Origin of the sequence: Planococcus soli (genome assembly GCF_016881065.1) — a bacterium.
Classification (GTDB): Bacteria; Bacillota; Bacilli; order Bacillales_A; family Planococcaceae; genus Planococcus; species Planococcus soli.
In genome coordinates this window covers 1-24415 of sequence record NZ_WXYN01000008.1, presented here as the reverse complement: position 1 = coordinate 24415, position 24415 = coordinate 1, and the positions used below count along the sequence as shown (strand labels likewise).

26 protein-coding genes and 1 tRNA gene are annotated in these 24415 nt (G+C 42.7%); 4 read left to right on the top strand and 23 right to left on the bottom strand.

Annotated elements, in window-relative coordinates; all coding sequences use genetic code 11:
• Positions 1 to 28: 28 nt before the first annotated feature.
• The 13 genes from GJB59_RS19295 to GJB59_RS03870 form a co-directional block, all read right to left on the bottom strand.
• The gene (locus tag GJB59_RS19295; protein ID WP_142829038.1) at positions 29 to 4549 is read right to left on the bottom strand and encodes a peptidoglycan DD-metalloendopeptidase family protein; all 4521 of its coding nucleotides are present in this window, start codon (positions 4547 to 4549) and stop codon (positions 29 to 31) included.
• A gap of 229 nt (positions 4550 to 4778) precedes the next feature.
• Positions 4779 to 5135: a phage tail assembly chaperone G gene (gene gpG, locus GJB59_RS03925; protein WP_185960091.1), complete on the bottom strand. Its 357-nt coding sequence runs from the start codon at positions 5133 to 5135 to the stop codon at positions 4779 to 4781.
• 20 nt (positions 5136 to 5155) lie between these two features.
• Positions 5156 to 5614, bottom strand: coding sequence for a phage terminase small subunit P27 family (locus GJB59_RS03920; protein ID WP_142829036.1), 459 nt, complete (start codon positions 5612 to 5614; stop codon positions 5156 to 5158).
• Between the two features lie 326 nt (positions 5615 to 5940).
• Entirely contained in the window at positions 5941 to 6480 is a 540-nt protein-coding gene (locus tag GJB59_RS03915) for a hypothetical protein (protein WP_142829034.1), read from the bottom strand.
• A 67-nt stretch (positions 6481 to 6547) separates the two neighbouring features.
• On the bottom strand, positions 6548 to 7075 hold the full coding sequence (locus tag GJB59_RS03910) for a hypothetical protein (protein WP_142829032.1): 528 nt from the start codon (positions 7073 to 7075) through the stop codon (positions 6548 to 6550).
• Entirely contained in the window at positions 7072 to 7710 is a 639-nt protein-coding gene (locus GJB59_RS03905; RefSeq protein WP_142829030.1) for a hypothetical protein, read from the bottom strand. Before GJB59_RS03905 ends, GJB59_RS03910 begins: the two co-directional genes overlap by 4 nt.
• Positions 7711 to 7769: 59 nt before the next feature.
• Entirely contained in the window at positions 7770 to 8114 is a 345-nt protein-coding gene (locus GJB59_RS03900) for a hypothetical protein (protein WP_142829028.1), read from the bottom strand.
• A gap of 604 nt (positions 8115 to 8718) precedes the next feature.
• Positions 8719 to 9009: a hypothetical protein gene (locus tag GJB59_RS03895; RefSeq protein WP_142829026.1), complete on the bottom strand. Its 291-nt coding sequence runs from the start codon at positions 9007 to 9009 to the stop codon at positions 8719 to 8721.
• Between the two features lie 145 nt (positions 9010 to 9154).
• Positions 9155 to 9700, bottom strand: coding sequence for a site-specific integrase (locus GJB59_RS03890; RefSeq protein ID WP_142829024.1), 546 nt, complete (start codon positions 9698 to 9700; stop codon positions 9155 to 9157).
• A gap of 145 nt (positions 9701 to 9845) precedes the next feature.
• Positions 9846 to 11180: a cystathionine beta-lyase/cystathionine gamma-synthase gene (locus tag GJB59_RS03885; protein WP_142829022.1), complete on the bottom strand. Its 1335-nt coding sequence runs from the start codon at positions 11178 to 11180 to the stop codon at positions 9846 to 9848.
• Positions 11181 to 11274: 94 nt separating this feature from the next.
• A complete protein-coding gene (locus GJB59_RS03880; RefSeq protein ID WP_142829020.1) occupies positions 11275 to 11577 on the bottom strand; it encodes a hypothetical protein in 303 nt (100 codons plus the stop codon).
• Positions 11578 to 11579: 2 nt separating this feature from the next.
• Complete coding sequence (locus tag GJB59_RS03875) at positions 11580 to 11903, bottom strand: MerR family transcriptional regulator (protein WP_142829017.1); 324 nt, start codon at positions 11901 to 11903, stop codon at positions 11580 to 11582.
• Positions 11900 to 12145 (bottom strand): helix-turn-helix domain-containing protein, encoded by a 246-nt coding sequence (locus GJB59_RS03870; RefSeq protein WP_142829015.1) that lies wholly within the window; start codon positions 12143 to 12145, stop codon positions 11900 to 11902. The genes GJB59_RS03875 and GJB59_RS03870 overlap by 4 nt, the downstream gene beginning before the upstream one ends.
• A 137-nt stretch (positions 12146 to 12282) precedes the next feature.
• Here GJB59_RS03870 and GJB59_RS03865 point away from each other — a divergent pair, with 137 nt between their 5' ends.
• The gene (locus GJB59_RS03865) at positions 12283 to 12768 is read left to right on the top strand and encodes a helix-turn-helix domain-containing protein (RefSeq protein WP_142829013.1); all 486 of its coding nucleotides are present in this window, start codon (positions 12283 to 12285) and stop codon (positions 12766 to 12768) included.
• Between the two features lie 7 nt (positions 12769 to 12775).
• On the top strand, positions 12776 to 13945 hold the full coding sequence (locus GJB59_RS03860; RefSeq protein ID WP_185960090.1) for a site-specific integrase: 1170 nt from the start codon (positions 12776 to 12778) through the stop codon (positions 13943 to 13945).
• Between the two features lie 93 nt (positions 13946 to 14038).
• Here the strand turns inward: GJB59_RS03860 and groL are convergent, their stop codons facing one another.
• Together groL and groES are read right to left on the bottom strand one after the other, a co-directional pair.
• A complete protein-coding gene (groL, locus tag GJB59_RS03855) occupies positions 14039 to 15670 on the bottom strand; it encodes a chaperonin GroEL (RefSeq protein WP_142829009.1) in 1632 nt (543 codons plus the stop codon).
• Positions 15671 to 15701: 31 nt separating this feature from the next.
• Complete coding sequence (gene groES, locus GJB59_RS03850) at positions 15702 to 15986, bottom strand: co-chaperone GroES (protein WP_006831533.1); 285 nt, start codon at positions 15984 to 15986, stop codon at positions 15702 to 15704.
• Positions 15987 to 16101: 115 nt separating this feature from the next.
• On the opposite strand from groES, the gene GJB59_RS03845 reads away from it, so the two are divergent.
• Complete coding sequence (locus tag GJB59_RS03845; RefSeq protein WP_236015408.1) at positions 16102 to 17019, top strand: CPBP family intramembrane glutamic endopeptidase; 918 nt, start codon at positions 16102 to 16104, stop codon at positions 17017 to 17019.
• Between the two features lie 317 nt (positions 17020 to 17336).
• Here GJB59_RS03845 and tatC read toward each other — a convergent pair whose 3' ends face one another.
• The 3 genes from tatC to GJB59_RS03830 all read right to left on the bottom strand — a co-directional run bounded on the left by tatC (position 17337) and on the right by GJB59_RS03830 (position 19058).
• Positions 17337 to 18122, bottom strand: a complete 786-nt coding sequence (gene tatC, locus GJB59_RS03840; RefSeq protein WP_142829006.1) for a twin-arginine translocase subunit TatC — start codon at positions 18120 to 18122, stop codon at positions 17337 to 17339.
• Positions 18123 to 18134: 12 nt separating this feature from the next.
• A complete protein-coding gene (locus GJB59_RS03835) occupies positions 18135 to 18335 on the bottom strand; it encodes a twin-arginine translocase TatA/TatE family subunit (protein WP_142829004.1) in 201 nt (66 codons plus the stop codon).
• Positions 18336 to 18425: 90 nt separating this feature from the next.
• A complete protein-coding gene (locus GJB59_RS03830) occupies positions 18426 to 19058 on the bottom strand; it encodes a redox-sensing transcriptional repressor Rex (RefSeq protein WP_142829002.1) in 633 nt (210 codons plus the stop codon).
• Between the two features lie 132 nt (positions 19059 to 19190).
• On the opposite strand from GJB59_RS03830, the gene GJB59_RS03825 reads away from it, so the two are divergent.
• Positions 19191 to 21125 (top strand): ABC-F family ATP-binding cassette domain-containing protein, encoded by a 1935-nt coding sequence (locus tag GJB59_RS03825; RefSeq protein ID WP_142829000.1) that lies wholly within the window; start codon positions 19191 to 19193, stop codon positions 21123 to 21125.
• 379 nt (positions 21126 to 21504) lie between these two features.
• On the opposite strand, the gene tsaD is transcribed toward GJB59_RS03825, so the two are convergent.
• The 5 genes from tsaD to GJB59_RS03800 all read right to left on the bottom strand — a co-directional run bounded on the left by tsaD (position 21505) and on the right by GJB59_RS03800 (position 24341).
• Positions 21505 to 22524, bottom strand: coding sequence for a tRNA (adenosine(37)-N6)-threonylcarbamoyltransferase complex transferase subunit TsaD (gene tsaD, locus GJB59_RS03820; RefSeq protein WP_142828998.1), 1020 nt, complete (start codon positions 22522 to 22524; stop codon positions 21505 to 21507).
• On the bottom strand, positions 22517 to 22972 hold the full coding sequence (rimI, locus tag GJB59_RS03815; protein ID WP_142828996.1) for a ribosomal protein S18-alanine N-acetyltransferase: 456 nt from the start codon (positions 22970 to 22972) through the stop codon (positions 22517 to 22519). The genes tsaD and rimI overlap by 8 nt, the downstream gene beginning before the upstream one ends.
• Entirely contained in the window at positions 22969 to 23664 is a 696-nt protein-coding gene (gene tsaB, locus GJB59_RS03810) for a tRNA (adenosine(37)-N6)-threonylcarbamoyltransferase complex dimerization subunit type 1 TsaB (RefSeq protein WP_142828994.1), read from the bottom strand. Before tsaB ends, rimI begins: the two co-directional genes overlap by 4 nt.
• Positions 23661 to 24113: a tRNA (adenosine(37)-N6)-threonylcarbamoyltransferase complex ATPase subunit type 1 TsaE gene (gene tsaE, locus GJB59_RS03805; protein ID WP_142828991.1), complete on the bottom strand. Its 453-nt coding sequence runs from the start codon at positions 24111 to 24113 to the stop codon at positions 23661 to 23663. Before tsaE ends, tsaB begins: the two co-directional genes overlap by 4 nt.
• Positions 24114 to 24268: 155 nt before the next feature.
• Positions 24269 to 24341 (bottom strand) — tRNA-Asp (locus tag GJB59_RS03800).
• Between the last annotated feature and the right edge of the window lie 74 nt (positions 24342 to 24415).

Genomic DNA, 24415 nt, shown 5'->3' with positions numbered 1-24415 from the left:
GCCGAATTAACGGCTGCTTCTCTCATTTTTATCTAATTCCATTAAGATACATATTTCTTGCCGAGCTTGCACCAAGGGTTTCATTCATTGGATCATCAAGAGCATTAGAAAGCTCCTTGCCATCAACATAAAAACCTGTATCTTTTCTCAGCAATTGCATCAGTAACTCGTTCTGTTTCATCAGCATCTCGCCTTGTTTCATTAAGTATTCATTGGATTTCAGTATGGCTGCATGAATTGCATTCCCACCGCCACCGACATTCGGTAATTGATTCGGACGCGTGATACCTTTATCGTTCCCTGGCATTAGTTTCTTTCCAGCAATCGCGAGTAACTTCATCGCATCGGTTCGGCGTGATGGGTGCATAGGGATAACCATTTCTTGTCTTCCTTTTTCCCCCACGCGGACCAGCTGTTCAGAATTCACCAACCCGCCCGTTTCCAAACCGTTCGGGTTAATGTTTACGCCGTTTCTTCTTACCTCGTAATGTAAGTGAGCCCCAGTAGAACGCCCTGTTGATCCAACTGTACCAACGGCCTGTCCTTTACGGACGTTCTGACCGACTTTAACCATATTCCGTTGGTTATGCTGATAGAGACGGTCCATAATACCAGATTGAACTCTTACAAAATTACCGCGGATTCCATGGAATCCAGCTTGAATGACTTTACCGGCAGCTTGTGCTGGAATTAATGTTCCTAATCTTGCTGCCCAGTCATCCCCTTGGTGCATTTGTCCAATTCCAGTTACCGGATTAATCCGGAAGCCGCGACGTGAAGTTAAACGAAAAGCAGAACCAAAACCGTGTCCACTGCCTGCCTGGGTACCAGAATTGTCAATCTTGCCTTTCAAATAACCAAGAGCATTCGATTTTACCTTGTCATATCCACCTTTTGCCATATCTCCGACGAACGAACCGCCGATAGGAGAGGATATTCCTAGTATAGACAATGCTGTACTTAGTAATTTGCCCGGATTGCTGACATGATCCCATACGTTGAACGCTGCATCTTTTACTTTACCGAGGGTTTTCTTTCCGCCAGATATCGCTTTGCTGCCAAAATCTTTGGCTCCTTTATATAGGCCGCCGAAGAAATCACTGATTGAGCTATTGCCCATATTGTACTTTGGAATATCTCCTAGCAACTCCCTTGTTTTCGTTGCCGAAAGAACCTGTGAACCTTTTGGCAAGTTCATAAGTGTGTCTGTATCAGGACTCAATCCCAAGTCACCGCTTGGTGTCTTGATCAATTCTCGTCCTGCATTGGATCCTCTTCCGTCGCCTAATAGTGCAAGTCCTCCGGGATGTGCTTTAGTGCCATGAGCATATTTTTTAACTTCCCAAGAATCAATGTGGCTTTTTTTGTCGACACCGATTTTACCAAGAACCCAGTTGATTCCACTAATAACGCCATTCACTCCAGCGCCGAGTCCAGAAGACAATTTATTAGAGACAGCTTTAACTCCGTCACTGACTTTGGAAGCCATCGAGCTGATGCCACTGCCAATCCGTCCCGGCAAATTTTTGGCTCCCGTCACTAGGCTATCAAAGGTTCTCATGATGCCATCCTTCGCATCTCCTGCCCAACTCTTGATGTTTCCACCCCAACGTTTAAAATCAGCGAGAGATTCTTCATTCGTTTCTCTAAATCGTTTTTTCACAGCGGTTTTATAAGCATCAACTTTTTCTTTTGCCCCATTGTTGAAATTGTTCCAGGCATCATTGAAATTGGTTCCCCAACTTTTAAAATCAGCGAGATTGTCGGCATTTGTTTCCTTAAAACGATTCTTGACATTTGATTTATAAGTTGCGACTTTTTCTTTCGCGCCTTCATTGAAGAGATTCCAGTTTTCATTAAAATCCGTTCCCCATTGCTTGAAATCATCCATGGAGTTTTTATTCGTTTCTTTGAATCTGGTTACGACACCTTCTTTGTAAATATCCCATTTCGAAAGGATCTCACCCGTCTGCCAATCAACTTCATCTACATGTTCACCGGCTTGAAGTTTCGCTTCAGTAACCACACCCTCGTGCATATCTTCCGCATGTCCAATAGCAGTGTCCTTCGTCTTCGTAGCTTCTGCAATGATCTTTGTTGCCTGTTCTGCTGTAATTGTACCGGTTTCGTCACGTTCACGGATGGCCATAGCCACTGTTTCATTATATTTAGTCTCTGCGTCTGCTTTTACTTTATCCCTTGCATCCGCAGAATTTCTGGTCACAGTTGCTGCCTGTTGTGCACTTAATTCGCCTGATGTGGCTGCCATGCGTTCCATGATTACTTTTTGTTCCATTTCATTTTCTGATAGATACACAACAGCCGATTGATTCATTTGTTGATGTAACGTATCAATCTGCAGCAATTCACTTTCGGTCAGTTCTCTTTTTTGAGTAGCTGCCGTTTCTACAATCCGTTGAATCTCGTCTTCATGCGATTGCTGGACGGTCATTGCAGCTTCCTGTCGGTTTACTTTCAACTGGAATGCTTTTGCTTCCTCTTCTTCCGTCAATGTCGACGAACTAGCGAAGAAAGTTTTCAACTGTTCGTTTTCCGCTTTGTGCCGTTCCTCCATAGAATTAAGTATCTGATCGTTCATATTCTCATACTTTGTGAGTAATTCGTCTGCCATCACTTCAGTAACTTCTAAGCCATTAATTTTCATGTTCATTAGACTCAGTGAAGCACCATCCGATAATTCAAAGAAGCTCCCTAATGCCTTTTGCGTGCTCTCTGATACACCTTCACCGAACCGATCGACCTCGGGAATAGCATCTTCTCTGAAGTGTTTCACTAAAGCTCCTGTCGCAATACCAATTCCTGCTATTGCAGCTATTCCCAAACCGATAGGTCCAGTTGCGAATGCCGCTATGGCCGTGCCGACTGTTCCGAATGAAGCTGCCAAACCTCCAGCTCCAACAATCGCCGTAGACAAAGGACCCACAACAGTCATAACCCCACCGATTGCGCTGGCCACGAAGCCAAGTCCTGCAATCAGGGGTCCGGCTGCTGCTGCGATCCCTCCGAACATCACTATGTTTTTCTGTGTCTCTGGTGAGAGTTCTGTAAATTTCCCTGTGATATTTCCAAGCGAAGCCGCAACTTTAGGCAGCCACTCTTCAGCCACGTCGACCAATATTTCTCCAACTGGCAATAAGTCCTCCTGAAAACCGCGGAAAACTGTTGTTGCCTTAGCACCTAAATTGTCATACAGTGCATCACCGGCTCTTTGTGTAGCGCCTTCTACACCTTCAAGATTTTGTTCTACCCCTGAAAAGAAGCCTTGAAATTGTGGTCCTAAATCTTCAATTGGAGTCCCGAACAATGCGATAGATGCTGCTGTTTTCTTCGTAGGATCTTCAATTCCTGCAATGGCTGCTGAAACTGCCATGAAAGATTTCTGAGCTTCTTCACCGCCCCCGTTAATGCCGGAAATAATCTGATCAGAATTTAATCCCAGTCCTTTTAGTGCATCCTGAACATCTTCTGACCCTTCGCCCATTAACAGGAAACTTTCTTTAGCTGCGTCGCCTAGGAGATCGAAATTAAAAGCGCCACTTTGGCTTCCTTCTATGAGCGTAGCCATGAAGCCTTCTGCATCGTAGCCGAGTGCAGCAAATTGTGGCGAGTATTCGTTAAATACATCCAACAACTCTCCGCCATCGCCTTTAGCATTCTGTAAGCCATGTGTCATTAAGTCGAAGGCTTCTGTTGCCGTGCCGCCAAACGCTTCCATGACCATACCTGCTGTATTCGTGCTTTGCGCTACATCAATTTCAAAACGATCGGCTAAAATACCGGCATATCCCGTTATTTTTTCAATTTCTTCTGTCGGCAAGGCTGCAAGATTTTTCGAAACCGTAACTACTGCTTCAGCAGCATCATTTACGCTTCCTGAGAACCCATTTGCCCAAAGGTTCTTCGCTACCCCTTCCAACTCTTCAGCCTTTTCAGCAGTAATTCCAAGACCAGATTGAATCAGTCCCTGGGCATCATCGAACTCATTGGCTGTAGCTACAGCTGCCAGTCCAAGTCCAACAATTGGCGCCGTTAAGCCAACAGTTAAGCCTGAACCGACTCCTTTCATGCCTTCACCAAATTTGCTGAACTTTCCACCGGCAGTATTCATTGTGTTTCCGAATCTGCCCAGTGAACTTTCTGCTATCTCTTGCTCTCTCTGGAAATTCTCGAATTCCTCCGAAACTTCCCCGATATGTCTTTGCAAATTATTAAAATCTGCGGATAGGTTGTTGTAAGCTGCGCCCGCTTTATTCGCTTTGTCACTACCCTCTCCATGAATTTCAATCATCCGTTCATGCTCTCTCTTAGCAGCATTGACAGCTTCTTTTGTGGCGTCTAGTTTCTTGTTCATACCACCGAGTCTTGTTTCGTATTTCTCGGCAGACTTTTCGCTTTTGCTGAAAGCGCTCATATTGTTCTTCATTTCAGCGTCTATGCCTTTCAAATTACCTTTCAAGGTTTTCAACCCTTGTTGAATTCCTGCGGTATCAAGGTTAAGACCAATCGATAACCCTTGTATCTGCTCCATTCCCTCACCTCTCTTATGGTTGCTCGCTTTACTCACTGGCTTCCATAAAAGAAAAAGAAGCCCGGCCACAGTAAAGCGGCTGGACTTCTTGAGTCTCTGGTTTATTGACGGGATTCTAGATCCTCTGAAGAAAATTTATTTTGAAAAATGGTTGTATTTTGCACATTTAGAGCATTTAATTTCAGCATTCCCTTTGATTTTTGCCAACTTTTTATTGCAATTCATACATCTAACCTCGGTTAATATAGGTTTTTGAGCTTCTTTTACGTCTGCCTTCAAACGGTACCACCTCCCCCCTATTTGAAAGATCTGCTGTAGAGATCACATAATTCAATGCTTCACTTGTTTTTATTAATATTTCCTTTATGTCATAACCCTGCTCAAGCTGTTCGACAGTGAATTGATGTCCAAATATGGAGCACACCAGAGGGTAACATTTCGGTAAAACCACCTCATTCGGTGCATCCGAATCAAATTCTTTTTGCATTACCATTGTTTTGTTGAATGTATCCCAACTAACGAAGCGAGGCGCAGTAAATTTCTTTATTTTCCCTTCGGTGTATATACGGATAACAAGTTTTCTCATTCGTTTTTCTCCACCTTTTTTTAATCTTCTTCGAGCATTTCTTTAAATGGATCGTAGAGTTCCTCTTTTTCAGGTACTACCAGCTTCATCCGACTATCAATTGTCATTCCTAACTGCGAAGCAATTAAGCGAATTTCTGAACTGGCTTTGACCATAGCGTTAAATGATGGATTTGGTTTATTCGTACCAGCTTCAATCAATCCACACTCCTTCAAATTCTCAGATGCTTCCAAAAAAACGGAGTAGAATTGACAATATAATACGACCAAGGTCTGATCCAATGCGGCAATTGGCAATTTTTCAAGCAACGGTACAATTCGCTTATATTCTTTTTTACTTTTAACGCTCAACCAGGTTGGGGGAGTTTTTGAAATTCCGGCAAATTCTTTTAGCGCTTTTTCTTTATTAAGCCTTCTTTGCATCTCTTCTTTTGTAAAATTGGAACGGCTATTGTCTAATAACACGTGTTTTCGAGCCATAATTTCACCTCTATTTCTATTTATATTTTTGAAAATCTCGCAAAACGGAGAAAATCAGGAAAAAGAGCCCCGACCGTCCCCGGTCGACTTTTTTTGTTAGGGTCAAATCAACTGGGGGGACTTTAAAAAATATTTAATTTTTTATTTCGTACTCAATCATCAATGCAATTCCAATTAAACTGATTCCACTTGTGAAAAACCCTAACGATATATTGAATGTGTATAGTGCCAGGTTCACTAGGAGAATTCCCAAGAGGAATAGAATAGGTTTAACCAGATCAATGAACTGTTTTGTTTGTTTATCCATCTTGGTCTGTCTTTTTTGACTAACCAATTAGTTCTTCATTAGATACGCCAAGCAGACTTGCAAAGTTGACGCCGATCTTTTTCATCTGATAGGCTTCTTCTTCCCCACTGTTTCGCATCTCGCTCATCTCTTCTAATAAACTTAAGACTTCTTTATCGGGATTAGAGTATCGATGCTTTTTAGATCTGTAGAAGATAAGAGTTTCTGGATCAGGTTCTTCATGCCAGAAGATAAGGTAAGTATCTAAGATACGTTTGATCTCCTTCTTCAACTCCATGGCTTCTCTGTTGGCGTGTTCATACTGACCGGACCATATTACTTTCGTACTAGAATATTCTAAGCCATGCTCTTCTAAGTCTGCGATAAACTTAAATGTGAAGGCATTATGCTTCTGAATGACAACCATATACTTCTTAACTGTTGCACGGTCTGCTTCAGACAAACGCGGTGCGCTACCTAACTTCTTTTGAAGTTCTTTCTGTGCCTGATGCGCTCTTTCTCCGTACTGTTTACGTAAACGCTGACCTTGTTTGATTTCATTGAATTTAGCTTTAATCATTCTTCAACACGTCCTTTTCTTTTTTGTAGGTTATATTCCATGTAGCTGATTACGTAATTCACCTTGCCTAGCTTTTAATTTTGCTCAAATGTATTTTCAATCTCTCAAAATCCAAATTTGTTTTCTTGAAACTGTTATAGTCCAGCCAGTGATGGCCGAATGTCTGGCTCTTTTTATAAGCTGCCGTTAACTTATTTAGATAAGTAGTAATTTCTTTTGCTGCCAGTACATGTTCTGCAGCTGCCTGGGTTTTCAATTCCTCTATTCCGAGCTGTGCCATTTTTTCTCTGATTGTTTCAGAAACATTTAAGCTAAGCGCCTCTAACACTTGATCGCGTTCGGCTTCAAGTTCTTCAATGCTGGATCGGGTGGAATCGCGTTCTGTCTGCTTCATCGGCCCTGACAATGTTTGTTTCAATTTATGAATCTCGTTGGGAATTTCGACGTTTCTTTGCTGCACTTGTTTTTCTTGTGCAATCAATCTTATTTCTTCAGCAGTTATTGTTTCCATTACGGAATTAAATGCAGTAATCGCCGTTGTATTTGTTTTATAAAGTGTAGGTGCTTGGATTGTTTCCGTTTCTAAAAATGTCATTGGTTGTTCTCTCCCTTTGTGTGTAGTTGATTACGTAATTCTACTTGCCTGGCTTTTGATTTTGCTTTCCATTCTTGGCGCGCAATTTCTTCTGGATCTACTTCTTTCCATTCATCATTGGAAAAAACATATTCAACCCTTTTAATGTTTGGCTTACGCTCATTTGTTTTCCGGTGCTTCATGTAATCCAACTGTGCTTGAAGGTTTCGTTCTCTTTCTATCCTTACTTCCTCTTCTTCAACCTGTGCGTTGATACGAGACAGCAATGAAAATACAATCTCAGGTTTCACGTACTTTTTCTTTTTAAAGTAGCGAATCATAATCAAGCGATCCTTCTCGTTGGCCACTGACAGGAAGCTTCTCCACCGCACATCACGTTCATACTCTTTCTGAACCTCGGTATCGTAGCGTTCCTTTAGTTCAATGATCCGAATAGCCTGTGCATCAGTGGCAGAACTGACTGTTGTCGGGTTGCCAATCTTGTCATAATTTGTTGTTGGATATGAAATACATTCATACAATTCTTTATGGAATTTATTACGATACTTTTCTAATCTTTTCGCCTTAGTTAATGCTTCTGCGATAAGAAACAACTGCCAAGAAGTTATATTCAATTGATTGTCCGTAAAGTTCACTTGCTCACCGCCCTTTCATGATGATGTGCTGCTGCCATTCTCTGAGCGATAAACTTATTTCAAAGCCAGCCCAATCTTCTAGCAATAAGAAGATTAACTTCCTTCTTCCAGTGCTTGATTGTTCTCAAATCCGCATTCACACGCTCTGCTGATACTGATAAAGATTGTTTTGTATTGCCCCAATAATGTTCCTGGATGAACCGTTTCTTTTCATCAGTTAAACGGTCCATTACTTCATAGATCGCGTTAACGATACGAGCACTCTCTTCTACTTTTCTTAATCGATAAACAGCCGTGCCATCTTCTGGAGTTAATGGCTTGTCTCCGGTCGATATGTTTTTAAGTTCTGCTGTAGAGAAAAGCAATTCATCTATATATTTTGTTAGCGCTATTGATGCAGTCATTGTTCAACCTCCGTATCTCTTAATGTAGTAATCTATGTTGTATTCTCTGTAGTAATCTCTGTTAATGAAAGTGACATATTGTTATTTTCCATAGTGACAAAATGTCATTATCCAAAGTTACAAATAGTTATTTTCCATAGTGACAACTTGTAACGGATGTAACGTTACAGGTAACGTTACTGTCACGTGACAGTAACGCAGAGTCACGCAACAGAACAAGAACTAGATTTAGAACTAGAAAAAGAAGTTGTGGTTATTGTTGATAGTGACATTGTGTAATTAAACTCTAAGCCCGGTTTTCATAAAACCATTCGCTGCGGGTGAAATCACCCTGAGTAAAAGGTTGGAGTCAAATTGACGTGACCCTTTGAGCTGACCATCTGTTCATTTTGAACAAGTGGTCTGTTCATACCTTTTTCTGCTTCAATCCATAGGGTGATTAGTAATCACCCCAAATGATATCAAGAAGGACTTCTCCTCAAAATTGAGTAGATCTTTTGGAAAGTGACATTTTGTCACTAACCAATCAATTGAGCACATCTTTGACTAACCATCTGTTCATTATGAACAGGTGGTCTGTTCACACTATTAGAGTTCATTTCCATTACATATTTCTTCTCTTTTTATTTCGTTTATAAATATCTTGAGCTAAACTATGCATTTCGTCTTGAGGTTTGGAGCGAAGAAGGTTTGTAATAACCTTGCCTTCCAGATACTTTCCTTCCGGTGATTTATAACCTTCATTTCTCAGGATCTCACTGACTTTAGTTACGCTTCCAAATTCCACATACAGTTTTAAAGCTTTCTGTTCAAAGGTTTCCGGCTGGTATCCATCCATAAAGGTAATGAACTGCTTTAAACGGCCAATTTCTAATCTTGCTTCATCGTTTGTCATCTCTTTTATTCCTCCTTTTGAGCTTCTCTCGTCACATGTTCTGTTAAAGTCGAACCCGGAAAAATTACTGCGCCCTGCTTGATTTCAAGCGTTTTTCACTTTTTACTTTTACAATCCCGAATTAAAGAAAAGTCATTATCCTCTTTTACAAATTAAAATCACTTAATGCTTCATTTATTGAGTCCTGGTTAATTCCAATATATCGAAGCGTTATATCTGGTGAAGAATGGTTAAATATCTCCTGAAGAATCGCTACATCCTTTTTTTTCTTGTAAAAGTGATAGCCAAATGTCTTTCGAAGTGTGTGGGTTCCGATATGCTCAAGTCCAAACTCTTCTGCCGTTTCTCGTAACATTTGATATGCTCTCTGGCGACAGACAGGCTGATTCACACCCTGTCTAGATGGGAAAAGATAATCGCCGTTCTCCATATCTTTGCAGTATCTTTTCAATTCAACTTGTAAACGCTTGGAGATCGGCAGAAACTTTCTTTTTTTTGTCTTCCTTTCAACTAACACCAATTGCTGCTTTCCAAATACATCTTCCTTCTTAAAGTTCAATAAGTCTGATATACGCAAACCTGTGTTAATACCGAAGTTAAACAACATGTAATTCCGTTCATTTTTTTCCTTTAAGTGTTTTTTTATAGCTTCAAGCAATTCTTTATCCCTTATTGGTTGTACATAATTCATTTTTCCACCTCCAATCTTTAACCGGCGCAAAATCCACCCCGACAATATATTGTTTCGAAATCTAGTACCTCATCATGAACACCTCCAGTAACTTAAGGGATTGCTGTAAATGACAAGGTACTCTCTCAATACAAGATGACAACAATTATCCCTCTCTCCTAATTTCAGAAGTGTACTTCTTAATTGAAGGAACAGAGACTCCTAATTCTGCTGCTAGTTCTTTTTGTGTAGCCATCGGACGCTCTTTTAGTAAAGTAGCTAGTTGCTTTAGTTTGTGTGCTTTCTGAGAGCTTTTTTCTGCTTTGTATTCTTCTTTTGTAACAGATCCACGCTTTGTTCTTTGGTACTCAGTATTTCTACTGCGCTTTTCTGCTTTATCGATGATGGTCAATAGGTGCCTTTGTTCTTCTTTTGTAATATCTAACCACTCGATAACGCGTTCATTCGTAATTCTGAATGGTTCCTCGCTGTCGTAGTATCTTTCAGCACTCTTTGTATCAGCAATTGCTTCACGCTCTTTAAGTGGCGTTTTGAACGTTGTATTTAGCTCTAACATTGCTTCTACAGCGTCCTCTTTACTTTCGGACTGGACCAATGCCCAATAGCGATACAAAAAAAGCGCATATTCGCGGCTACCTTCCATATGGCCATTTCGCAGATTTACCAATTTGTTTAAATCGCCCATACGAGTCTTTCTAAGCGTGTATTCATTAAATAGGCGTCTGATTCCACCATTTACTTTTTCGCCTGCCTTGGGCTTTTTTGTGTTGATTTTATTCGGCCTTTGGTTCTTTTTAGGCTTCTTTACCACTTTTAAAATGTCTGGAAAATATTCTTCAGCCATTTCTTCAAGTCCATAACGGTAATCGTGGAGAATTTCGCACGAAACAATTGCATTGTTTTTGCTGTTGATTGAACCAGCGAGACGAAACACTCTCGCAGCATCAACTGCTTTTGGATCAGCACCCAAAGTTTTTACGCTATTAAATATTGCTTTCTGCAGCCTATTCCATCTTTCTACAGCCAAACCACTAATTGAATCCATCAGCCAAATCAGATTCAATCCCCGACCACTGTGAATAATTAGGTTTGGCGTTGGAATACTTTGACCAAAATAATCAGCTTTCAATTGCGCTTCAATCTGTTCTGCTGTAAAAATAGTGTTCTGGCAATCTATATCAACAAATGCTGTGCGAATCTCCTTTAAATTAGTGATTAATCGTTTAGGAGTGTAAAAAGTATTCATACTGAAGTAACTGTCGTAAGTTATCCATTCATCCAGTGAATCTGCAATAACTTCAGCTTTATAATGTCGTTGATAGACACCGCTATCAGTCTTTCTTAACAAGGCTATAAAACCAGGGGCATCAGCATGTATAGCCTTTATTTGTGTAGTTGGATTTGTTATACTTAATTCGCGTAGTCTTTTACCGTTGTCTGCCAGGACGTTGTCGGTAAAGGCTATTTTTTCTATGCCCAATTCGCCCCTCCTTTCTTCCAAATCCGGAGTAAAGCTAGTTCATTAACCAGGGCATTATGAATACTAGAACAATTATTATGGCCAAGCGATTGGGCTATTTTTCTTTTTTAACGATTTCATCAAACATAACTTCAGATACCGCATGAGATTCTTTTGTTCCCTCTACTAAATCATTAGAGGCATGATACAAAAGTTTTGCTAAGATTCTTAAGTGTCGATGCCAATCACGATGATAGATTCGTAAATTCTCCTCATTTTGCAGATTGTTCATTTCATCCACAAGTTGTAAAAGCTCTGTAGAGATGTCATCCACCGTTTCAGTTGCTGAGCGGGTTTTCCCGATTGAGTCGTCAAGTTTATGAGCAAGTTCTTGTAAGTTTGTTTTATTAGTAGTCATTTTTATTTCTCTCCCTTTTCTTTTAATTTGCTCGCAGTGTAGCTAGTAATTTCTCCGCCTTGACTCCGAACATTCTTATAGAACGTTTCCATAAAGCAATCTACCTGGCGTTTATTAAAAAGCCATTTAGCGCCTAAACGGATAGCTCCAAAGTCTTCTTCATGGAGCAAATGCTCCACAATTGAGCTCCAGCTCATATTTAGATATTTTTGTAATTGTTTACTGTTCATGAAGAACACTGTGTCCTCGATTTCTTTCATCTTTTCATCTAATTTTTGAAGGTACGCAGCTTTTAGTTCATCTTCATCAATTTGAACCTGAATCATTTGGCTACCCCCTTACTGGTAGCTACATCAACCACTTTGATTAAAAAAATATCTTCCGTTTTTACCCCTAATCCTTTTGCTATTTTGTAAGCGACTCTAGCGGAAGGATTTCTTTTCTTATTCATTATTTGCGATAAATAAGGATGCGAAACACCTATCAGCATTGAAAATGATCGCATGCTTTCTCCTTTTTTTGCCAACATTATTTTCGTTTCTTCGCTACTCTTCAATTGAATATTCATGTTTCCACTTCCTTTCTTGATTTTAATCTTAGCAAAAAAGCGGTAACTGTGTCAACCAATAATTAAATAAAAGTTTGACTAAGCTCCCACCTGATTATAGACTGTGTACATAAAAGAAATTGAAAGTAGGTGATTTAATGGATTTCGGAGAAAAGTTAACCGAAATAAGGAAGAGTAAAAATCTTTCACTAAGAGAAGCTGCAAAACGCTCAAAAATTTCTCATCCCTATTTGTCTCAATTAGAATCGGGGAAAAATAAAAAGCCTAGTCCTGAAATTATTAGAAAATTAGCTGATGGTTTAAATTATTCCTATAACGAATTAATGGATTTAGCTGGTTATGGTGAAACTGTTCACTATAATACTTTTCGAGAATTGTTTGGTGACTTAACAAAAAATTCTATGCAAGATATTATTATTCGCATGCCAGCAATGAAGGTTACTAAACAAGATGGTTTAAGTATGGCCGGCCCTCTCTCTAAAGAAGAAGCCGCTAGAAGGCTATTCGATTTAAAAGATTGGTTAGAACTTGATATGGATTTATTCTATGACAGAAAGAATCTTTCCAAAGAAGATAGAGAGAAGATTAAAACAATGTTGGAAATATTGCTTAAAAAGGAGTGATCCACCAATGGCCCATTTCCGCGAAAAGAACGGCTCCTGGGAGTACATCATCAGCGCCGGCAAAGATCCAATAACAAATAGGTACACAAAAATCAGAAAATCTGGATTCAGAACCAAAACCGCTGCTAAGAATGAGGCTCGCAGAATTGAAGAGGAATTGAAACAAGGAATATATGTGAAAGAGTCGTTGACTACCTTTGGCGACTTCTTTCAACAGTGGTTGACTCACTACGAAAAGAGAGCAAAAATAAGCAGCGTGAGAGCTCGGAGAATCGCTGGTAAACGACTGATAGACGACTGGGAACATTATCCCCTTAGCCGAATTACAATGGCCATGTATCAAGAACGACTCGACAAATTAAGCACACAGTTCAGTGTTAACTACTTGGACAGTATCCACACGACTGGCCGCATGGTGTTTAATCACGCGCAGAAGTTAAAACTGATAAAGTTCAACCCTACTGAGCACTACGAAAAACCGCGAATGGTGAAAGATGAAGTAAATGAGGAAGAAACACCCCTGGAGAACTTTCTTGATCGGGATGAGTTGATGGAGTTTCTCCTATTAACGAAGGAATCCGGATTACCTGGTGACCTATTGCTGTTCACCACACTGGCCTATTCTGGATTGCGCATTGGGGAATTGGTTTCACTGAAGGAATCAGATATTGATTTTAAAACTAATGAAGTCAACGTGAATAAAACTTACTACAATCCAAAAAACAGTATAAAAGAATTTAAGCTTTTAACACCAAAAACTCGCGGCTCTGTGCGTAAATTCGAATTAGATCCATTCGTCATCCAGTTGCTTAAAGAGCATATAAAACAACATAAAGAAGTAAAAATGAAAAACAGAAGAGTTTACAAGGACCAAGGTTTCATTTTTGCTGATGCTCAAGGTTATCCTCCCACCGTAAAAAAAGTGGCTATCCGCCTGCAGCGTCTTATGAAGATGATGAAAACCGATAAGCACATTACGCCTCATAGTTTTCGGCATACGAATATTTCCTTGCTTATTGAAGCTAACGTTCCAATCGGGGAAATTCAAAGAAGAGCCGGCCACACCGACATTACTACAACGATGAATATTTACACGCATATGACAAAACACACGAAAAGTCAGGCATCGGATTTATTCAGTAGCCACCTATCTGAAATGACAAAAAAACTGCAGTAAAATATTTTTTTGAAATCCATTGTTGCCGGATTGTTGCCCAAAACAAAAAGAAAACCCCGAAAACCTTGAATTAACAAGGATTCGGGGTGTTTTCTACATCATGCCGCCCATGCCGCCCATATCAGGCATTCCACCCATTGGTGCTGCTGGTTCCGGGATGTCTGCGACTACTGCTTCAGTCGTCAAGAACATGGCTGCAACAGATGCTGCGTTTTGTAAGGCTGAACGCGTAACTTTGGTTGGATCGACGATTCCTTCTTCCACCATATTGACCCATTGTCCGTTAGCAGCGTTGTAGCCAATGCCAACTTCTTCAGATTTCAGACGGTGAACGATGATCGAGCCTTCAAGACCTGCGTTTGTTGCGATTTGGCGAACTGGCTCTTCCAGTGCACGAAGCACGATGTTGACGCCTGTTGCTACGTCGCCTTCCTGTGTTTCAAGAAGTTCAGCCACTTTGTTGTAGACGTTGACCAGAGCCGTACCACCGCCGGCAACAATTCCTTCTTCTACAGCTGCACGAGTTGAGTTTAATGCATCTTCAATGCGAAGTTTGCGTTCTTTCAACTCAGTTTCCGTAGCTGCTCCAACTTTGATGACTGCAACGCCGCCAGCTAATTTCGCTAAGCGCTCCTGCAATTTCTCTTTGTCGAATTCAGAAGTTGTTTCTTCAAGCTGTGTGCGGATCTGTGTCACACGAGCGACGATGTTTTTCTGGTCGCCGGCGCCTTCCACGATGGTTGTGTTTTCTTTTGAAACAACCACTTTAGACGCGCGCCCAAGCTGAGCGATGTTTGTTGTTTTCAATTCAAGACCAAGGTCTTCTGTAATCACTTCTGCGCCCGTAAGTGCAGCGATGTCTTCAAGCATTGCTTTGCGGCGGTCACCGAATCCTGGAGCCTTAACAGCTACGGCATTGAACGTTCCGCGCAATTTGTTGACAACCAGTGTTGCCAATGCTTCTCCTTCAACATCTTCAGCGACGATCAACAATGGCTTGCTTTGCTGAACCACTTGCTCAAGGATTGGCAGGATTTCCTGGATGTTGCCAATTTTCTTGTCCGTAACCAAGATGAACGGGTTCTCCAGAACTGCTTCCATTTTATCTGAATCCGTTACCATGTATGGAGACTGGTATCCACGGTCAAACTGCATACCTTCTACAACGTCAAGTTCCGTTGTGAAGCCGCGTGACTCTTCCAACGTGATGACGCCATCGTTGCCGACGCGTTCCATTGCTTCCGCAATCAGTTTGCCGACTTCTTCGTCGCCGGATGAAATGGCTGCAACTTGTGCAATTGATTCTTTGCCTTCGATTGGCTTAGAAATAGCTTTCAATTCTTCAAGCGCATTTTCAACGGCCAATTCGATTCCGCGGCGGATGCCGACTGGATTCGCGCCAGCTGTCACGTTTTTCAAGCCTTCACGGATCATTGCCTGTGCAAGAACCGTAGCGGTCGTTGTACCGTCACCAGCGATGTCGTTTGTTTTAGAAGCCACTTCCGCAACAAGTTTCGCTCCCATGTTTTCAAAAGCATTTTCCAGTTCGATTTCTTTCGCGATTGTCACACCATCATTGGTGATTAACGGCGAACCGAATTTTTTCTCAAGCACGACGTTGCGCCCTTTTGGCCCAAGTGTTACTTTTACTGCATCTGCTAATTTATCTACGCCTTTCAGCATTAAACTGCGTGCATCTTCACTGAATCGAATATCTTTTGCCATGTTTAGCTTCCTCCTGTGTCGTTGGTTTATTTTAGCCTAAAACTGCTAATATATCGTTTTCACGTAAAATCAAATATTCTTTGCCTTCGTATTTTAATTCAGATCCTGCGTATTTCGAGAAGATGACGCGGTCGCCAGCTTGCACGTCCAATTCTGTGCGCTGCCCATTCTCACGGATAAGTCCATTTCCTACAGCGATCACATGGCCCTCCTGCGGTTTTTCCTGTGCTGATCCCGGCAAGACGATACCGCTTGACGTTTTTTCTTCCGCTTCGATGAGCTCAATAATTACACGATCTCCTAGTGGTCTTAACAATTGAAACACCCTCCTCAAATTATCTAAATGTTCTCGCTTAGCACTCTCAACCTTTGAGTGCTAACCCAATAACAAGTTTAATAAAATCTTCTGTCTTTTGCAAGCATGAACCATCATGATTTTGAATTCTTTGCGGTTGTTCTTTGAAAGCTCTACAATAGAAGAAGTATCAATTAGCGAAAGGAATTACATCATGCCCACCAACCAAAAGAAATTTATAGACAACTTTTTAAAAAATGGCAGCTCGTCCAAACCAAACACCAAAAAGGACAGCGGCTATCGGACAAAATCCAAAGGCAAAAAAACCCCGCTGTATGTGTTGTTGATTTTCATTGCCGCACAGCTTTCACCGATCTTGTTTATTGCTCCTACTTTGAGTTACTTTCAGGGGCAGGGCATGGACCGGGCAGCAGCCGGCGCCGCCACTTCAGGCTGGCTGATTTTCCTGACGATGGGCATCGGTTTTGTCATCACGCTCCTCGTCATTTTCCGGGACAAGCGCTTCTTTGATATTTGGAGAGGTGCAAAATCTTCGGTCTTCATGTCCGTCGTCTGGGGCCTGCTCGGCTTCTTGCTGTTATTGATCGGACAGTCGCTGGCTGCCATGATTGAAATGGCGATGGGCATCGACCCTGGCTCTGAAAACACCGCGTCGCTGGTCACAATCGCAGAAGCGGTGCCGCTCGCGATCGTCTCAATCGTGCTGTTCGGCCCAATTCTCGAGGAATTGGTTTTCCGCCGCGTACTGTTCGGCTCGCTTAACCAAACCACCAATTTCTTTTTCGCAACAGCCATCAGTGCGTTGGTGTTCGCTTTGATCCATTTTGATTTCACACACTTGCTGTTGTATTTCACTACCGGATTGATCCTGGCATTCCTGTACCAGAAAACCAAGCGCATCATCACGCCCATCATCGCCCATATCTGTTTGAACGGATACGTGATGCTGATTCAACTTAATATGGATAAAATCCTCGAGTTCCAAAAACAGATGGAGGAGCTTCAAACGGCAGGGTTTTTCTTCTTTCAATGACTAGTGAACTATATAANGCCAGTCTTCTTGCTTCGCCTAGCCCCTGGGCGCGCCGGCGCTAAGAGATAGAGTGAATTCGAAGCGAGTCTCTTTGTTTCTACTATATCTATAAAAGATATGGAACAAATCAGCGGAGACTCCCGCGGGATTTCGGCGCAAGCCCGTAGGAAAGCGGAGCTGATTTGTGGAATATCACGAAGATTATTAGTCCAACTTATATAGCATTAAAATAAACGGGCTATGCGGCTTATATGCTGCATAGCCCGTTTTTCTGCAACTGAAGAACAGGTCCTCAATAAGAAAAAGCCTTCCTCGATTCAATTCGGTGGAAGGCTTTGTTGTTTGATGGCTTCTTGCTGTTCTTCGATGATTTGCTGCTGCTCGGCTTTCAAAAACTTGCGGTAACCGATTTTGGCGATGATGACACTGAACTCATAGAGGATGATCAGCGGCAAAGTCACTATCATATGGGAAACAATGTCCGGCGGTGTAATGAACGCCGCGATGATCACCAATCCAAGATAGGAATACTTGCGGTATTTCGTCATCAGCATCGGCGTAATGATGCCAAGCCTCGTCAGAAACAGCATCACTACCGGCAGCTGAAAAATCAGGCCGAAAGGCAAGGTGATTTGGAACAGAAACTGGAAATATTCGTTGATGCCGATCGTTTCCTGAATATCCATGTTATCAGAAATACTCAGCATAAATCCGATGACATAAGGAAACAGGATCAAATACGAAAACGCGATGCCTCCCAAAAACAATAACAGGGAAAACGGAATATAGCTGAGTGTCGCTCTCCGCTCCTTGTCGAGAAGGCCAGGACTGATAAACGCCCAGAACTGATACATGATGAGCGGGGATGTGATAATCAGCGCTAAAATCATGGTGACCTGCATGAAAATTTTCAGCGGATCGGTAATTTTAAATGCGTTCAAGGTAAGATCTCTTGCTTCTTCCGTGTATTGTAAGTATTGAATCAAAGGCTGGGCAATAAAAAAGCTGACAATAAGCGCCAATATAAAGAAAACGACTACAATGGTCAGCCGTTTTCTCAACTCAACTATATGTTCAACTAAGGTCATATCTTTTTCAGTCATCGGACAAACATCCTAACGTATTTCCTTTTGCTCATCTTTCTTCTTCAGTTCTACTTTTTTATCGTCGTCATCGTCGTCTACAAGTCCTTTTGTGGCGTTTTTGAACTCACGCAGAGACGAGCCGAATGCTTTTCCAAGTTCCGGCAGCTTTTTGGGACCGAAAACGAGTAAGGCAACAACACCAATAACGATGATACTCATTGGACCTGGCATATGTGGCACCTCCTGTATTATGGCTCTATTTTACATCATTCGAGCCGGTTTGGCTATTTGGAACGGGCTTGCAAATGTGAAGGTTTTAAGTCAATGCTGCTTAATCTGATAAATCAAACTCTGCAGTTCAACCGACAGATCGATGGTCTGGACACGGATATGGTCGGGCACCGAAATGCGCACCGGTGTAAAATTTAAAATCCCTTTGATATCGGTCTTCGCCAAGCGGTCTGTCACTTCCTGAGCCGATCGCGACGGCACGGTTAAAATGACCAGCTCTACACCATATTCTTTAATTTTCTCTTCAATCTTATCCGGGTGGTACGTATCGATGTCGCTGATTTTTTCGCCATCCTGCGGACTGTTGGAATCGAACGCCACAATGATCTTCGTATTGTGGTTGCGGTGGAAATTATACTTTAAGAATGCACTGCCGAGTCCCCCGACACCGATCAGGGCAACGTTGGTAGCTTCATCCTGATCCAGGGTCTTCCGAAAAAACAGCAGCAGCTCCTGAACATCATAGCCATAGCCTTTTTTTCCGAGTGCGCCCAAATGTGAAAAATCACGGCGGATGGTAGCAGAATCAATTTTCATTGCTTCGCTCAATTCCTGCGAAGAAATCCGTTTCTGTCCGGCATTCGCGAAGTTTTGAAGAAAACGGTAATACAGCGGCAGCCTTTTCGTCGTGGCTTGCGGAATTTTAGATGTCTCGTGTAACATACGCTTTCGCATCCTCCTGAGGTGTTGTCAAATCGCTTTCATCTTACATTAGGAGCCTTGATATGTAAAGGCTTGTGCAATTGCGAACAACCGTCTCATCAGCTACACTTAAAGAGAATAGAGGTGACCTACATGATTGTACTGCAAGTAAACCAAGTCCATAAATCATTTGGCGCGGAAGAAATTCTTTCGGGCGTCAAATTGGAAGTCCAGCACCGTGACCGAGTCGCATTGGTAGGCCGCAACGGCGCTGGAAAATCGACCTTACTGAAAATCATCGCCGGTGAAATGTCCTACGACAGCGGCGACATCAGTACGCCGAAAGATTTGACGATCGGCTATTTGGAACAGCAAACGAATCTCGAATCGGATGCTACCGTCTGGGATGAAATGATGACAATCTTCCACCAGTTCCGCGAACAGGAAGCGACTCTTCGGCGCTTGGAAGCGCAGATGGCTGAACCTGACATATACAATAATCCTACAGAAAATGACAAGGTCATGAAGGAATACGACCTGTTGCAGCATGAGTTCAAAGATGCAGGCGGCTATCAGTATGAATCGGATACACGCGCTATCCTGCACGGCATGAAATTTTATCCGGACGACTTTGACAAAAAAGTGGTGTCGTTATCAGGCGGCCAGAAAACGCGCTTGATGCTGGCGAAGCATTTGCTCAGCAAGCCTCAGCTGCTGATTCTTGATGAGCCGACCAACCATTTGGACATCGAGACGCTGAGCTGGCTGGAGAACTACTTGAAGAATTACCCGGGTGCTTTGCTGATTGTTTCCCATGACCGCTATTTTCTCGACCAGGTCGTGACGCTGGTTTACGAAGTGTCCCGCCACCGCGTCAAAAAGTATACCGGCAACTACAGCCGCTACTTGGATGAAAAAGCGAAGCAATACGAACTGGACCAAAAGCAATTCGAAAAACAGCAAGGCGAGAAAGCCAAGCTCGAAGATTATGTCCAGCGAAACTTAGCGCGGGCATCAACGACCAAAATGGCACAAAGCCGCAGAAAAACCCTGCAGAAAACTGATTGGATGGATGCCCCCGACGGCAACGAAAAATCTGCCCGCTTCGGCTTCACTATCGGCAAGCAAAGCGGCAACGATGTCTTGAACGTCCAGTCTCTGAAAATCGGCTATACCAGCAAACCGGTTTCCGAGAATATTGCACTTAAATTGTACCGGCAGGAAAGTCTTGCGCTGGTCGGTCCAAACGGCGTCGGCAAATCGACTTTGCTGAAAACCATTATGAAAGAGTTGGAACCGCTCGCGGGCGACATCCATTACGGCACCGGCATCCAGTTTGGCTATTACGATCAGGAACAAGCTAATTTAAAAGGCAATAAGCTGGTGTTGAACGAACTATGGGATGATTACCCCCTTATCAACGAAAAAGACATACGCGGCATCCTGGGACGGTTCCTGTTTACTGGAGATGATGTGCTAAAGCCTGTCTCGACATTATCAGGCGGCGAAAAGGCCCGTGTTGCCCTGGCAAAGCTGATGATGCAACAAGCCAACGTTCTGCTGCTCGATGAGCCGACCAACCATTTGGATCTCGACAGCAAAGAAGTGCTGGAGAATGCTTTATTGGACTACCCAGGTACTTTGCTTTTCGTCTCCCATGACCGCTATTTCATGAACCGGATCGCGACAAAAGTCATTGAACTCACACAAGACGGGACGACCGAATATTTGGGGGACTATGATTATTACGTCGAGAAGAAATTGGAAATCGCTGAGCTGAAAGCTCTCGACGAAGCCGGTTCGGTTGCTGAAGCGAAAGTTGAGGCTTCGGCCTCTACTTCTCAGATTGACAAAGAAGCAAAAAAACTGGAACGCCAGCTTGTCCGCCGATCCGAAGAAGTCGAACAGGCCATGGAAAAACTGGATCTTCAGATTGCCGAAATCGAAGAGCAATTATGCGAACCGGAAATCTTCCAGGACCACGAGCGGGTACTGCCGCTTCAAAATCAACTTGAAAGTTTGAAATCCGATCACGAACTAACAATGACCCAATGGCTTGAATTACAGGAAAAAATTGAAAATATTTAATTTGAACCGGCTGTTTTTTCAGCCGGTTTTTTTATTGCTATATATAGGTCAATAGGAATTCTCGAAATATTTATTTCCACAGATTTCTCCACAATGCTTCGCTTGTCTAATCAACTGTCAACAGACTTTTACACATTATCCACAGTCAAAAGAAATGTTATCCACATAGTTTTCCACTTAGACGTACACAATATATAGAATATGCCCCATTTACCCCCTAGTTGTAAACAGTTTATTCACAAATTGTGCATAAGTACAAATGTTCTCTATTGACAGAACAATTTTATTTTGCATTGTGAAAGTCTGAATTTTATGTAAAAAAAAGCAAGTAATTTCACACATTTCAGAAGTCCTGAAATGATGAAATTACTTGCTTCTATTAAATCCATGATGTTAAAGGCATACCTGGACGGCCATTCATGGCCATATTGCCGTAGAGTCCTTTTTCGTACATGATGGTTCCTGCTGCGGCAATCATCGCCGCATTATCGGTGCATAAAGGCAATGAAGGAATATAAAACGGAACTCCTTTTTCCTCAAATGCCTCTTCCAACGAACGCCGCAATCCTTTATTCGCTGCGACCCCGCCTGCGGCAATCACTTGACGAACTCCATACTCTTCGGCTGCACGCATCGTTTTCCCAGTGACGACTTCCACTACACTGTTCTGGAACCCGGCTGCCACACTTTCAGGAGCTACTTGTTCCCCCCGCTGTGCGGCATTATGCATATAGTTTAAAACTGAGGATTTCAATCCACTAAAGCTGAAGTCATAAGACCCTTCCTCCAGCCAAATCCGCGGAAATACTACTGCTTCGTCACTGGCATGAGCCAAGCGGTCGATATGGGGACCGCCGGGATAAGGCAAATTCAGCGTACGGGCAACTTTATCATAAGCTTCTCCCGCCGCGTCATCACGTGTTTCACCGATCACGGTAAAATCTCCGTGTTCTTTCATATGGATCAACTCAGTGTGGCCACCAGAAATCACCAGGGCAAGAAGCGGAAATTCCATTTCCTGTTCCAACCGGTTTGCGTAAATATGCCCAGCGATATGGTGGACGCCAACCAAAGGCAGTTGGTGCGCAAAGGCAAAAGCTTTTGCTGCGTTGACACCTATTAGCAAAGCACCAACTAGGCCCGGGCCTTCCGTTACTGCTACTGCATCCAATTGATGCGGGTTCATCCCCGCCAGCTGCAACGCTTCTTCAATGACCAATGTAATTTGTTCCACATGGTGCCTAGAAGCAATCTCCGGGACCACACCGCCAAAACGTTTATGGCTTTCGATTTGTGAAGCCACCACATTTGAGACGATTTCCCTGCCATTTTTCACAATGGAAGCGGCCGTTTCATCACAGCTTGTTTCAATTCCCAATATATAAATGTCTTTATTCATCAAAATTCACCCACATCACTATGGCATCTTCGTAATTGTCCGTATAATACCGCTTACGGATGCCACCATTTTTAAAACCTAACTTTCGGTAAAGATTTTGCGCTACGACATTGCTGACACGAGCTTCCAGGGTCATCAATACAGCGCCATGCGCTTTTGCTGCATCAATCGCCGCCTGCATCAGGCCTTCACCGAGTTTTTTGCCTCGCTGATCGGGATGGATGGCGATGTTCGTAACATGCGCTTCATCTATCACCAGCCACATGCCACAGTATCCCACGATGCCTTCATCCGTTTCAGCTATCACGTAATAGGCATGCTCATTGCTGATCATTTCATAGTAAAAAGCGTCTTTCGTCCAAGGCAGGCTAAACGACAAACTCTCTATTTCATAGACCACTTCGATGTCCGCGATCGTCATCTTTCTATACCTGACTGTTTCATTCATAAGATTTTGCCTTCTTGCGCTTTATTGTAATTGGCTTCTGCTTCTGTAATGCGGCGATACTCAGGAACAGCATGGTGAACATCACTTTCCACAGTATCTTGTGCCAGCAAAATTAGATTTGATGCGCGCGGCAGCCGGTTTTGGACTCCACTGAAATGAGCAGCTCCACCCAGCACTTCAATAATTAAAGCTTCGTGCAACGCTACATCAACTCCGGTAAATAATATAGGCAGCCCGAGTTCTTTGGCTTTCAATAGGAAGCTCTTTACATCACTATGCTGATCGGCAATCACTGGCTCCAGACTGACTCCCTCGTACAAACCAATAAAGGCTGTACCACGGCGAGCGTCCATAATGGGGCAAACGAGCCCATCAAATCCCTGTCCATTTGCAGCCAGAACTTTTAAGCTGGAAACAGGATGCAGCGGAATTTTCAGCGACCATGCCAGGGTTTTTGCAATCGTCAGGCCAATGCGTACGCCCGTATAAGAACCCGGACCTTCCGCTACTGCAATATGAGTCAAATCGGCAGGCAGTACTTTGGCTTTTTTCATCATTTCCTCTATTGCCGGCATAGCCGTCAGTGAGTGATTGATTTTTAGGTTGGATGTTTCTTCTATTAAGACCACACCATCCTCCATTAACGCAATTGCCAATGGAGAATTTGAGGTATCGATTCCAAGATAGATCATAAGTTTAGCTCCCTGCAAAGTTTTTCATAGCGTCTGCCAATTGGATGCAGTGTGATTTTGCGCGATTCTTCAGACTGCCGATTAATGGTGATATTTAAGCGCTCTATTGGCAGGTACTCTTCTATAAATTTTGCCCATTCAATCACAGATACCGCTTCACTGCTGAAAAACTCGTCAAATCCGATGTCTTCATCACTGTTTTCCAGACGATAGACATCGAAATGATTCAATTCCAGGCGGCCGGAATATTGCTTTAAGATGGTGAAGGTTGGACTGTTGACCATCCGTTGAATTCCCAGTCCTTTTGCTAAGCCTTTGGTGAAGGTTGTTTTGCCGGCACCCAGATCGCCTTCTAAGGTCAACAGATCGCGCGGCTCCAATAATTGTGCCAAAGCAGCCGCAAAAGATTCGGTTTCCTCTGGCGAATTCAGCGTAATTGTATAAGTCATTTCTCACGTCACCTCGATTGAGTCTTTACATAGTTTAGCGAAATTGCTGCGGTAAATCAAAATATATCGTTTTTCGTTCGGCAGTTGGTTTTATTTTCTAATGAAGAACAAAAAAAATAAACACAGCAAGGTCGCTGTGTTCATCATCAAAATTACGGTCCCGACCGGGATCGAACCGGCGATCTCCTGCGTGACAGGCAGGCATGTTAACCGCTACACCACGGGACCAAAAAAAATAGACCAGCGACGTCTTACTCTCACAAGGGGAGACCCCCAACTACCATCAGCGCAAAAGAGCTTAA